This is a genomic window from Acinetobacter courvalinii (assembly GCF_014635545.1).
In the GTDB taxonomy this organism is placed as follows: Bacteria; Pseudomonadota; Gammaproteobacteria; order Pseudomonadales; family Moraxellaceae; genus Acinetobacter; species Acinetobacter courvalinii.
The window spans coordinates 1,020,047-1,032,178 of record NZ_BMDA01000001.1 but is presented as its reverse complement, the minus strand read 5'-3'; the positions used below and the strand labels follow the sequence as shown (position 1 = coordinate 1,032,178).

Genomic DNA, 12,132 nt, shown 5'->3' with positions numbered 1-12,132 from the left:
AGATGTGACATGTGGTATTTTGCATGGATTCTAGGCATTTTGATGGCATGTTTTGCAGGTGTGCTCAGTGCACTGTATATCGAACACCATCAAAATTTAGATGAGGAATAATAAAATGGCTGAAGCAATGACAACACCGAAGAATCGTAAAGCGCAAGTGCTTGCAATGACCATTTCGTTTTTGTTGGCATTGCCCCTTGCTGCTATTTTACTGGTCCATCCATCACTGATGCTGGATGCTAACGGACACTATAATCATAGCCTGCTGATGCTGGTGATGATTGGAATCTCCGGTGGCTTCGTGCACGGGGTTGGATTTGTGCCAAGATTCTGGTTATGGAAATGGTTATTTAGCCCTTATATCGCCTGGCCTTTGATGATTCTCGGGTACTTTATCTGGTTAGGCCAGTAAGTTATTTTCCATTGCTGTATCTTTTAAAAAAAGGCTGCCAGATCTGGTGGCCTTTTTTAATTTAGACCGTAAATAAAATTCTTATGAAGTAGCCTGATAAATTGCTCTTTGCTAGTACGATCTTAATAAATTTCTATATTGGCTCTAATTCTGCTAAAATTTAAATAATAATTATTATCATTCCTATTTGCAGATTTTACCTATGTCTTTAAAACTACTCGGAATCATAATTTCGCTTCTATCTTGTCTGGGTCTTTATCTCAGCCATCCCAATCAGATTTTCTTAAAAACCCAACTGGGTCGTTATTCTTTTTATATAGCCCTCATCGGTTTATTGCTCGGTTTAAGCATGTTGCTTTATGCGTTGCCTTTACTCGTGGCAATCTTGATCTGGCTTGCAATTGCGACACTGGTCTGGTCGTTCGCACCTCTGCTGATGCTCATGAGAAGGTCGAAGTGAAATGAATCTACTCAAACAAAAACTTCAACCAGACTGGTGGACAAAAACGCTTACGGGTTGTTTTCTTGGCTTGAGCTTTGCGATGGCGATCGGTGCAATCATTGTTCTACTCAGTAAATCTCATACAGATTCTTCCCTAGCCCCTCAGTTAGGTATGTGGTCGATCCCGTGGTTCTGGCTATTTAGTTTCTTTATGGCCTATTTCATCCCGAAAGGTTGGCAAAGTATTGTGATTTTCAGCATTGCGAATGTGCTTGCTTATGCCCTGTTGTTCTGGTTGAGAGGTTAAAAATGAAAGTTCGCGCAGATATCATTAAAACAGGTAAAAATCTTCATACATGGGTCGGAGTCAGTGCCGGTATTCTTCTCTTCATCTGCTTTTTTGCCGGTGGACTAACCATGTTCCAGCACCAGCTGAGCCAATGGGCAACGCCTCCTCAACAAAAACTAGCGGCCATTCAACCTAACCAATATAACCAGCTCGTTGCACAGGTACAGGCACAATATCCAGAGACAAAGCAAGCCTTTACCCTGAGTTTTGGCTCACCAGAAGGACATAATGCGCCGATTCAATGGCAAGCAGCACATGAGCCAGCGGAAGATCATCATGGAGTTGATATCGCTCAAACCAGTATGTTGGCAACACTCGATGCCAATGGTCAGTTGATTGCACAACAAGAGAATGTATCTAAATTAGGTTGGCTGATTGAACAACTTCATGAAACTGCAGGTATTCCCGGCATGATGGGACATCATACTGCGGGTGTTATGGTGATGGGTGTAGTTGCAGTTCTCTACTTTCTTGCAATCATGTCCGGTCTGATCGTGTTATTGCCGACATTGATCAAAGATTATTTTGCGATCCGCCCAGGTAAAAATAAGAAACGTTTTTGGTTAGACACCCATAATGTCATTGGCATCACCAGCTTACCTTTTCATATCATTATCAGTGTTACCGTCGTTGTTTTTGCCTTTCATGATATTTTCTATAGTGCACTTAGCCAGCTGGTCTCAAAAGACAAACCACTTTTTGAACGACCGCCTGCGGTAAAAATTGTTGATCCAGCTCCACAGCTCGATGTAGAAAAGATTTTGCAGAATATACAGAAAGCTGCCCCTAATTATCGCATTGATGGTATCCGTTTCAACCAGCTGAATCATCCTGAACGGGCCTCTGCATTCGTTGCACTGTATCATCCGGATCGCATGCTACGAGGTGATACTTTTGATTATATGAATTTTAATCCTTATCAAGATTCACCATATCCAACTAAAACCCTCTCAACAGAAGAAAGCCCGGCTGCGTCACTGATCCGTTCTATGTTCGCACTGCACTTTGGCAATTATGGTGGCGAACCTATTCGCTGGATTTATTTAATCTTCGGTTTAGGTGGGGCTTATTTATTTTATTCTGGCAATATCCTATGGATTGAAACGCGCTTAAGGAAACAGAAAAATCCTAATCTGCCCGCTCCACAACAACGTAAGGATGTGATGTTTATTGCTAATCTTACGATCGGTGCGTGTCTAGGCTGTATACTGGCAATATGTGTGAGCATGCTGGCTGGACGATGGGCCTACGTCATTCCAATGCAATTACAAAGTCATAACCATGTATTTATGTATAGCTACTATTTTGTATTTATTGCTTGCATTTTATACAGTTTTCTTATTGGCGCAGCCAAAGCATTAGCTCAACTCTTCTTTGCCATTGCGGTAATTTTATTGCTGATTCCATCCACCTCTATTCTCGCTTACCTATTTCCTATTCAAGGGTTATGGTATTCAACAGGATATTTAATCTGGATAGATATTGTTGCGATATGCTTCTCTTTACTGTTTTTACGCTTTTACCAACAAGCAAGAGATCGAGCACAAAGTGCACCAAATGGTTCGATCTGGTCTATTCAAAAATTGGATCAGGCAGTTCTGACCGAGAATTAGCCTTCTTGATATCTATGATCAAAAGTACCCTGATGATACTCATATCAATCAAGGTATTTGTTTTGAGAGATCTTTTTTCATTTCTAACAACTGAATAGGTATTAATGGTAGACCAACATTGGCTTCTAGAGGATATGATGCCACCTGTCCTGTAAGTTGATATCCACAACGCTGGTAATAAGCTAGTAATTCTGTGCGAACATCCAAAACGTACATCACTAAAGTATGAATAACTGGATGATATTGTTTCACATAGTGCTCAGCATACTCGAGTAATTGGCGACCATAACCTTGATTCTGAACAGCTGGTGATATTGCAAAAGTCCCAATTTCCATTTTATCCCCATAAGAAGTTAATCCAATACAAGCAATAATTTTCTCATCATCCTGAATCCCCACCAATAACTCAAAATAAGGTTGCTGCAAGTCATCTGCTAACTGTTCTTCTGTGATACGGTTGCCTTGCACCCACTGCTTTTCTGATGTCCAACTTCTTCCTGTTTGAGTGCGATAAGCAGTATTAATCAGATGAACCAATGGCTGTAAATCACCACTCTTCACTTTTCGGATATTCAAGCTCATTGTTATTCTTCCTAAGCATAAAAAGCCGATGAGATCATCGGCCTTTTTATTGATATGAAATTTAGTTGCTTTGACCAGCTAACCATGCCATGAATTTTTGACGTTCAGCCTTAGATGCCTTTTGCCATAAATCTGCCATTTGCTGATCGGTCGTCTTTGCTGTTCCCGTTGGGGCTGTCGTTGTGACCGCAACTGGCGCAGATGCGGCAACCGCTGCTTGTGAGGTAGCTCCTGAATAAACAGGTGCTGGCTGGTTTACAGTATTGTTTTTATTTTTTTGAGTTAAATCTAGGGTCCGGCTTAGGAAATTATTTCCTGTAAACCAAGGTTGCGCTTCATTGTTCGCACCGGTTTGTTGTACTACAAGTTTTTTGTTTTGGTCATATAAAGCAACTGTGGGTTGATCAGCATATTTTTTGGCAGCATCAAAGTCTTTTGGTGCATTTACAAGCGCCAGACTATAAGACTGATTATCCTGCAAATTAGCTGCCTGAAGCGTGACCACACCGGATTTAACGATGTCATGCTCACCATTCAAATGCTCGAAATATTCACGATAACGCACATTGACCAGCAAATTACCAGGATCGACCTGATAATTATTTTTCTTCGAAGGAATTAACCCATTGTTTACTTCCTGACCATTTACAGCAAGAATCACGATTTCTTCAGGTGCAGTGATTGTGACTGCTGAAAAAACTAAACTACTTGATAATAACCCTAAAGCAGCAACACCAACTCTTAAAGACATTAGACTCTTCTCGTTATAAACAATTTATGAAACCGTATGCACTATGCAATGCGATTATGACGATTTTATGACAAAAATTAAAACTGTCTATTGCAACAATTTAGCTTTTTTTCAGATATCTACAGCACAAAATCAACATAAGTCAATAAATAGATTTAAGCTATTATTTATAAAGAGAAATATTACATGATTTAAAAATGCCTACAAAATCTTTCTGCAATTTTTCACATAAGTTACCTAGCCTTTGATTTTGCTATAGTTTAAACAAGTATCATGGCGATTAAAGGTTTATTCCAATAAGCTTTGTTCTATTGTTATGAATGTGAGCGAAAAAATATTTCAAGCCTTTTACATCATCATATCTCATCAACAGGATCAACCTTGCAATGTGGGCGTCTAAAAACGCCAGACATCACTTTTGCCAGATTAAGCCTCATCTCAATTCGGGCTTACAATATAAAATAAACATATCAGTACTGCGAGCATAATGCTTGCAACCACCAAATAGAAATCTACCGTATTAAAGCTTTTTAAAAACTTAAAAATATTCATAATTATCAACCTCTTTTTATTAAAATTTTTATATCAGATTAGATGTAACGCTTTACAATAAGTTTGTAATTAGAATGTTTCAATTGTTGCCAATAGGTAAATAAAACTGTGTAATTATATCTAAATCAAAAAATATCCAGCATAAAAAACCACCCACAGGTGGCTAAAGACAGACTTTGATAGTTAATTGGGGTTAATAAAATAAAAATATACAATCAACATCAGCAACACAATACTTGCCAGTGTTAGATAAAATCCCGTTGTATTAAAGCTTTTTAAAAATTTGATAATATTCATACTTTTCAACCCCTTGAAAAGTAAATTAAAGTAGCACAAAAAGTTAGATTTTTAACCTATTTTTATACCAAACAGTAAAAAATAATTGTTCAACCTTCAGCTCACCTGAACTGCTTTTATAAAATAATTTCACCTATGCAAACTTGATTCTCAACGATCTCAGCCACGCATACGAATGATCTTTTCATCAGCTTATTTATCAATAATACATTAACCCGCCTATAAAAATAGCGATACTCTAACTCTACGACATGAGAGTTCGCTTCTTAGAGAGCAAAGATGTGGGTAGTTCAATAAACTGTCTACCCCATCTTTTAAGACACAGGGAACTTTTTACTCTCCGATCGGAATCGTTAATTTAAACTGGTCGCTTCGATGGGCTATAGGCGAAGGATTGTATTTTACAATTTTCTGTTGATAGTCCCGATTTGAAATTACTCCTCTATTACGGGCTTTTTCTAATGAACTGAGTTGTTGACCATTTCCATGCGCATCTAAAGCCCCATAATGTCTATGCTCCAGATAATACTGGGCTCTATCATGCGGACTCATGTTAGCGGTATTTGCTTGAATTTCCTGTAAACTCTCTAAATCTTGAATGCGTTGATTGATCTGATCCTGTTCTTGCTGTTTAAATGACTCAAAAAAATCGACCTGCTGATCGTTTTTGAGCTCCAATTGGGTATCCTCCTTCTGCAACACCAATATAGACTGAGGTTTAGCCAATAAATCATCAGCACTGAACACCGAACCAGAAGCAACCGTACTTATAGAAAGAATTAGTATTTTTTTCAAAAAAAGCCACCCGTTAAAAAAACAAATAAAGACAAGTGTATATTTTACACTTTTCACATAATTATTTCAAATTTAGCATTATAAAACAAAAACTTATAATTAAATACACAAATCATAACCAGTTATAAAAATGAGCAGGACTTAGTAATTCCAGCTTCCCAATCTCATACTTTTCAATGGAATTAATTCACGCGTTGATGTTTGTGCCCAAGCTCAGCTCTCATGGGTTTAATTATCTTTTGACACGTTTTAAACCATTTTTTTTTAAAAGATATTGAGATCATTCGATTTAAATATTTTTTAATAATTTCATTAACAGGAAAACAGCATTTCTAGCTGGATAAAACAAATAGCGCACAAACCGAAACCCTTAACTCTTTTATTTTCAGGGATATTGAAAAAACAAACTTTAGGAGAATTTCGTCATGAACAACTTGAATAGTGAATATCAAGAATTAAATCAGCTACTTAAAGGCATTAAATTTGCCATGATCACGTTTATTACTGAAAAAGGTCATTTGCATTCAGCACCAATGACCACACAGGATACTGATTTTGATGGAGTGGTCTGGTTTTTAGGCTCTAAAAGTTCTGAACTTGTAAAAAGTATTCCTCAAAACAATCAAGTCAATTTAGGTTATAGCAATATATCAAATAATGACTACGTCTCGATTAATGGTGTGGCTGAGTGTGTAAATGACCCTGCAAAGCTGGATGAAATATGGTCTTCGGCTTATGAGGCATTCTTTGAACAGGGTAAAACCGATCCTGACATTCAACTGCTTCGTGTGAATTGTAATGGAGCCCAATACTGGAAAGGTTCAGGTAAAATAGCAACCCTTTTTAAACTGGCTAAAGCTTCGGTCACAGGTGAATCGGAACAATTGGGCACAACCAAAAGCATTTCCCTGTAAATTGCTTGTGTTTATTCAAGATAAGCTTCATTTAGTCATGCATTCCAGGTAACGTCCTGTCCTTCATTTTAACTGTTAGACCTCTTACTTCACGTATAAATGATGTCTAGGCTATCCCATTGGGATATACAGGATAAATGCAATCTGCATATTTTATGCAAACAAAAAAAGAGCACTCAAGGTGCTCTTTTTACTGCGCAGTTTTTACTTAGTTAAAAGTTTTGAAACGTGCTGCATCATCCATATATGTTTTTTCACCCGCAGCAGCTTCGATAGAACCGAATACCAACTGAGCGCGTAATTTCCAGTTCGCAGGAATATCAAATGTTTCTGCAACTTCAGCATCAATAATTGGATTGTAATGTTGTAATGACGCACCAACACCAATTTCAGATAAAGCAGTCCAAGTGGCAAACTGTGCAATCGCACTTGAATGTTCTGACCATACCGGGAAGTTATCTGCATATAACGCAAATTGTTCTTGTAAACCTTTCACAACATCTTGGTCTTCATAGAATAACGCTGTACCAAAGCCTGCTGCAAAGCTATCAATTTTCGCACTTGTATTGGCGAAAGCTTCTGCTGGAACCATTTTACGTAATGTTTCACGTACGATTTCCCAGAACTTAGTATGAGATTCACCATATAAAGTCACAACACGAGAAGTTTGTGAGTTAAATGATGATGGGCTTTGTTTTACAGCTTCACGGATCGTTTCTTCAATTGTGGCTTGGTCTACGGTCAGGTTTTTACCAATTGCATAAATTGTACGACGTGATTTAATACTATTTAAGAAGTTGCTCATGTTGTTATTCCTACCTTGTGCCCTGGGGCGTTATCTTGGATTGAATGTAGTGTATAACGACATATTTTTTAGGAATAGTCTAAAAAACATGACAGATCGTTTTATTTTTGAAACAATTAAAATCCTGTTGCATTAATCCGCTTCTGCGCTCGCTTCTTCTGCCTCAACCACAGGAATCACCCAGTCTTTTGAAATCATTTTGTATTTCTCCTGTTCTGCTTGATCAAGTTGCTTGAGTAAATAAGACATCCTTAAATAATGCTGTGCATCCAGATCTCCCTGTTCGGCTGCCTTAAAATACCATTGATGGGCTTTATTATTATCTTTCTGCACACCCCGCCCATGCGCATACATCACCCCCAGATTATATTGTGCATTACGATCTCCTTGATTGGCTGCACGTTGATACCACTCAAAAGCTTTTTTATGATCCTGTGCGATCCCTTTGCCATTTTCATACATCCAGGCTAAATTATTCTGAGCGTTTACATTTCCTTGATCTGCAGCCATAAGATACCAATGTACTGCTTTAGCATTATCTTGTTCAACTCCGTCGCCATCCGCATACATCGTCGCTAAAGAATATTGTGCTTCACTATCGCCTTGTTCAGCACTTTGGATGAGTGTGTTTATGGCATCAGTATCGCCTAAGGCTAATACCGGACTTGTGCCTAAGAAACTGGTTAACATCATAAAGGCTAAAGGTTTTAATAAAAAATTCATGTTAAAGGCTCTTTTTTAAATTATTCATGTATTTTTTTAACCGCTTATTTTTAAACAAAATAAAAGCCGAAAACTCGGCTTTTATTACATAGAAAAAACGATTTATTTATCTGTTTCAAATAAAGCAGCAACGAATGATTTCGCTGAGAATGGACGTAAATCATCAATCTTCTCACCTACACCAATATAGCGAATCGGCACATGAGTACGACTTGCAATATTGAACAAGACGCCACCTTTTGCTGTGCCATCCAGTTTGGTAATGGTGATACCGGTGAGACCAACAGCCTCGTCAAACAGCTGTACCTGATTAATCGCATTTTGACCGGTGCCCGCATCTACAATCAGCATGATTTCATGCGGTGCGGTTGCATCAATCTTTTGCATGACACGTTTTACTTTTTTCAACTCTTCCATCAGGTTGGCTTTGTTTTGCAGACGCCCAGCGGTATCTGCAATCAAGACATCAATGCCTTTGGCGCGTGCACTTTCAAATGCATCAAAGATCACCGACGCACTGTCAGCCCCATGGCCCTGTGCAACGACTGGAATGTCATTACGCTCGCCCCAGATTTGCAATTGTTCAGTTGCGGCTGCACGGAAGGTATCACCCGCAGCCAGCATGACTTTCTTGCCTTCACCCTGTAAACGCTTTGCCAGTTTACCGATGGTTGTGGTTTTGCCTACGCCATTTACACCCACCATCAAAATCACATACGGTGATTTATTCGGATCAATATGTAGCGGTTTAACACGGGGTGCCAATAAAGCAACCAATTCTTCTTGTAACGCCTTGTATAAAGCATGTGAGTAGATTAAATCTCCACGTGCAGTACGTTCAGTCAGATTCGCAATAATGGTTTTGGTCGCATCCACACCAATATCTGCCACTAAAAGCTGCTCTTCAACTTCTTCCAAGAGCTCATCATCAATTTCTTTACCGCCAATCAGAATGTTGACCATACCATCCGTAAAACTACGGCGGGTTTTGGTCAATCCATCTTTCATACGACCAAAGAAACCTGTTGATTTGGTTTCTTCTTCAACCACTGGTGCAACAGGTTCTACCGCAGCAGTAACAGCTGGCTCTACTGGCTTTTGTACTGCAGGCTCTATAATGGGAACATCGACAGCAGGTAAACTTGGTAAGGTGACATCATCATCACCGATGTCAGCATTTATCAAGAATTTATTTTGCATATTCGATTGCTGTTGCATGTCGATTCCTTGAAAGTAAAGCAGCTTTTAAAATGGGGCCAGTCTAGCATAAATTGCTATTCTTTTCCCGAATAAGGCAATGCATTCATTTATAATGGAAATGAGTCGATTAAAACTCACTCATCTTCTTTTGCCATCGCTGGATATTGTTTAATCCGGTTCGATTCAAATTGATAAGCATTTAATAATTTTAAATAATTAATACGGCGAATGGGAGTCTGCTCTAACACCTCAATGGCCATATGCTGGGTCCGCGGATGGCTGGCCTGATGAGCAAACTGCACCACTTGCTGATATTGCAATGAACTGACTGGACGTAATAATGCGTTATACGCAAGTATAAAAATGGACAAAATAATAATAGCGACCAAAATATTATAAAATTGGTCGAGTTTGAATCCTACTCTGGATTGCATCAATTTATGTTTAGAAAGTATAGACAACATAACCTACCTCGAATTAGAGGTAGTGTATGTCTCTGATTCGCTTAGGACAAGTACCACGTTCAATAAGTCACAATTCCACAACCTATTGAACGTGCAAATAACTTTAGCCGTGATTAACTGACCAGCGAACGTACAAAAGCAAAGTACAGGATAAATGCGATCATCACCAAAACAATGAAAATCGCAAACATGCCGACTCCACTTTCTGCATCAGCGGGATGTAAATCATCATCGTCTGCAATATTCCTCAGCTCTCCATCATAAATTTTATAAAAACGATCTTTCTGCTCAGGGCTTAAATGGCTAGCAAAGTCATACACACGTTTGCGTTGTGCCAGACAATAGTCACCTAAATGAATTTCCTGATGAAAGATCGCTTCATCCAGTAATTTACGGTGATGATGCGCTAGCGCAATGATCTGGCTTTCTAATGGTGGAACATCAACATTCACACCATCAATGACATTTGACATGTTATTCTCCTTTTCTCTTATTCTCACTTTGATTCTACTTAAAATTATTTGTGGTAAATGTTTAATCGTGTAAGCTTTTATTTACGCAAAATTGCTGAATATATTTGACAATTCCATCAATTTGTCATATTACTTTAATAATTCTAAGTTAAAGTAGCTTAAATTCGAAGTAGTATAACTTTGGATAGAATTTGCGGTAATCATAATTAAAATAAGGAGTTATTATATGATTCAACATGTTACACACCATGAACTAGAGCATCTCTATGCAAATGCGGTCAATACAATTCAATCGCAAAAAAACTTCCAAGATGCAGTAAAAGAGCTTGAGGAAGTTGCTAAAGCAGGCCACGGCAAAGCGGCACTATTTTTAGCAGAATTGTATTATCAAGGCTTCCGAGTAGAACGCGATTCCTTAAAAGCCCAGTATTGGCAGAAGATGGCAACCCTCCAAGCTTAAAGAAACGTCCTTGCGCTATATCAAAGCTTTTATCGCTTTGATTTGCTCAGGTGGCGTTTTTTTAATGCCTGTTAAATTATAATTTATAAAATGATCTCTACTTATCCATTCGTACTGCATTAAAACATTAAGCTACCCAGATCAAATTTCCTGATTACTAAAAACACAATAATTCTAATTTATCCAACGTCTTAGCTTACAAATTCAAAGAACTTACCAAGCAATTATCTAAGCAACTACAATATTTGCTTACGATTTTAGTCAATTGTTAAACATAAATGACATCTAGATTTCTTATAATGAGCTATAAGTTTAAGAATATTAGTTCAATAACATGTATCGCTTTAACCATTTTCAGCCGGTTTCACGAGAGTTGATGATTAAAATTTCAATTCTAAAAACAATGATGTACTGTGGTGCACTTTGGGGCCTTTACCATCAAGGTTGGGCAATCAAATCAGATCAGGACGGTCATGTCTTCCCTTTCTGGCTCAATGGGGTTCAAGCCCATCGTTATGCCAAGGCCAACTGGAAACACTACACGCCACGGAAAATTACCCCCAAGGACTTTCATGAGTCCTTGCTTCCCACCTTAACCCGTTTACAGGTTGAACCTGCATTATTCAACTCATCACACCGCAAATTTAAGCTTTCAACCCAGCAAATGCAGCATTTCTTTTTTATGCCACGCGAAGCGGTCATACCTGCTTAAAACATACCTGCAGACCAATGATGACTTTTTGAACATTTATGCGCAAAAGTTATCATTGGAATGAAATTAGCGCTTTGCAATTAAAAAAAATACCGTTAAGTTAAATGAAAACGACAATACAACACAGGTGGATAAACAATGACAATCGTTGCTCAAGTCATCAAGAATAAAGCAGTACAATCCATTTTTACGATTTCACCCAATGCGACTGTACTTGAAGCAATTAAGATCATGGCCGAGAAAGGTGTTGGTGCCTTGGTTGTTGCTGAAGATGAAAAAGTCGTTGGCATTTTTTCCGAACGTGACTACACCCGCAAAATTGCCCTGATGGAACGTTCTTCCAATAATACGCCTGTTGCAGATATTATGACCTCAAAAGTGATCTCGGTCAGCCTGAATCATACCGTAGAAGAATGTTTACAACTCATGACCGATCGACACTTACGTCATCTGCCAGTACTGGATCAGGAAAAGCTGGTGGGCTTTATCTCGATTGGAGATCTGGTAAAAGCAGCGATGGACGATCAACGTATTCTGATTGAACAGTTACAACAATATATTTCTGGTTGATTTTAATCAAACATAAAA

At 38.4% G+C, this 12,132-nt stretch carries 17 protein-coding genes; 9 read left to right on the top strand and 8 right to left on the bottom strand.

The window, feature by feature from the left end; genetic code table 11:
• Window positions 1-9: 9 nt before the first annotated feature.
• The 5 genes from cydX (at window position 10) to IEV39_RS04615 (ending at window position 2,816) form a co-directional block, all read left to right on the top strand.
• Entirely contained in the window at window positions 10-111 is a 102-nt protein-coding gene (gene cydX / locus IEV39_RS04635; protein ID WP_000270276.1) for a cytochrome bd-I oxidase subunit CydX, read from the top strand.
• A 4-nt stretch (window positions 112-115) separates the two neighbouring features.
• On the top strand, window positions 116-412 hold the full coding sequence (locus tag IEV39_RS04630; RefSeq protein ID WP_005230738.1) for a cyd operon YbgE family protein: 297 nt from the start codon (window positions 116-118) through the stop codon (window positions 410-412).
• A 202-nt stretch (window positions 413-614) separates the two neighbouring features.
• Entirely contained in the window at window positions 615-872 is a 258-nt protein-coding gene (locus IEV39_RS04625) for a hypothetical protein (RefSeq protein ID WP_005286138.1), read from the top strand.
• Between the two features lies 1 nt (window position 873).
• Window positions 874-1,161 (top strand): hypothetical protein, encoded by a 288-nt coding sequence (locus tag IEV39_RS04620; protein WP_005286141.1) that lies wholly within the window; start codon window positions 874-876, stop codon window positions 1,159-1,161.
• A 2-nt stretch (window positions 1,162-1,163) separates the two neighbouring features.
• Window positions 1,164-2,816 carry a PepSY-associated TM helix domain-containing protein gene (locus IEV39_RS04615; RefSeq protein WP_005286146.1) on the top strand — a complete coding sequence of 551 codons (1,653 nt, stop codon included), beginning with the start codon at window positions 1,164-1,166 and terminating at the stop codon, window positions 2,814-2,816.
• A 48-nt stretch (window positions 2,817-2,864) separates the two neighbouring features.
• On the opposite strand, the gene IEV39_RS04610 is transcribed toward IEV39_RS04615, so the two are convergent.
• From IEV39_RS04610 to IEV39_RS04600, 3 genes are all read right to left on the bottom strand, one after another.
• Entirely contained in the window at window positions 2,865-3,398 is a 534-nt protein-coding gene (locus IEV39_RS04610; RefSeq protein ID WP_005286149.1) for a GNAT family N-acetyltransferase, read from the bottom strand.
• 61 nt (window positions 3,399-3,459) lie between these two features.
• Complete coding sequence (locus tag IEV39_RS04605) at window positions 3,460-4,149, bottom strand: YccT family protein (protein ID WP_005286151.1); 690 nt, start codon at window positions 4,147-4,149, stop codon at window positions 3,460-3,462.
• 1,182 nt (window positions 4,150-5,331) lie between these two features.
• On the bottom strand, window positions 5,332-5,793 hold the full coding sequence (locus IEV39_RS04600; protein ID WP_032873215.1) for a hypothetical protein: 462 nt from the start codon (window positions 5,791-5,793) through the stop codon (window positions 5,332-5,334).
• A 425-nt stretch (window positions 5,794-6,218) separates the two neighbouring features.
• Between IEV39_RS04600 and IEV39_RS04595 the strand changes: the two genes are divergently transcribed.
• Complete coding sequence (locus tag IEV39_RS04595) at window positions 6,219-6,707, top strand: pyridoxamine 5'-phosphate oxidase family protein (RefSeq protein ID WP_005286161.1); 489 nt, start codon at window positions 6,219-6,221, stop codon at window positions 6,705-6,707.
• Between the two features lie 208 nt (window positions 6,708-6,915).
• On the opposite strand, the gene IEV39_RS04590 is transcribed toward IEV39_RS04595, so the two are convergent.
• The 5 genes from IEV39_RS04590 to IEV39_RS04570 form a co-directional block, all read right to left on the bottom strand.
• Complete coding sequence (locus IEV39_RS04590) at window positions 6,916-7,512, bottom strand: nitroreductase family protein (protein WP_005230755.1); 597 nt, start codon at window positions 7,510-7,512, stop codon at window positions 6,916-6,918.
• A gap of 132 nt (window positions 7,513-7,644) precedes the next feature.
• Entirely contained in the window at window positions 7,645-8,235 is a 591-nt protein-coding gene (locus tag IEV39_RS04585) for a tetratricopeptide repeat protein (RefSeq protein WP_005286165.1), read from the bottom strand.
• A gap of 102 nt (window positions 8,236-8,337) precedes the next feature.
• The gene (gene ftsY, locus IEV39_RS04580; protein ID WP_005286169.1) at window positions 8,338-9,453 is read right to left on the bottom strand and encodes a signal recognition particle-docking protein FtsY; all 1,116 of its coding nucleotides are present in this window, start codon (window positions 9,451-9,453) and stop codon (window positions 8,338-8,340) included.
• Window positions 9,454-9,569: 116 nt separating this feature from the next.
• On the bottom strand, window positions 9,570-9,899 hold the full coding sequence (locus tag IEV39_RS04575) for a hypothetical protein (RefSeq protein ID WP_005230763.1): 330 nt from the start codon (window positions 9,897-9,899) through the stop codon (window positions 9,570-9,572).
• Window positions 9,900-10,012: 113 nt separating this feature from the next.
• Window positions 10,013-10,372, bottom strand: coding sequence for a hypothetical protein (locus IEV39_RS04570; RefSeq protein ID WP_005286172.1), 360 nt, complete (start codon window positions 10,370-10,372; stop codon window positions 10,013-10,015).
• Window positions 10,373-10,598: 226 nt separating this feature from the next.
• Between IEV39_RS04570 and IEV39_RS04565 the strand changes: the two genes are divergently transcribed.
• From IEV39_RS04565 to IEV39_RS04555, 3 genes are all read left to right on the top strand, one after another.
• Window positions 10,599-10,832, top strand: coding sequence for an SEL1-like repeat protein (locus tag IEV39_RS04565; protein WP_005230766.1), 234 nt, complete (start codon window positions 10,599-10,601; stop codon window positions 10,830-10,832).
• Between the two features lie 334 nt (window positions 10,833-11,166).
• Window positions 11,167-11,544, top strand: a complete 378-nt coding sequence (locus IEV39_RS04560) for a DUF2750 domain-containing protein (RefSeq protein WP_009512710.1) — start codon at window positions 11,167-11,169, stop codon at window positions 11,542-11,544.
• A gap of 138 nt (window positions 11,545-11,682) precedes the next feature.
• Window positions 11,683-12,114, top strand: a complete 432-nt coding sequence (locus IEV39_RS04555; protein WP_005230768.1) for a CBS domain-containing protein — start codon at window positions 11,683-11,685, stop codon at window positions 12,112-12,114.
• Window positions 12,115-12,132: the final 18 nt, after the last annotated feature.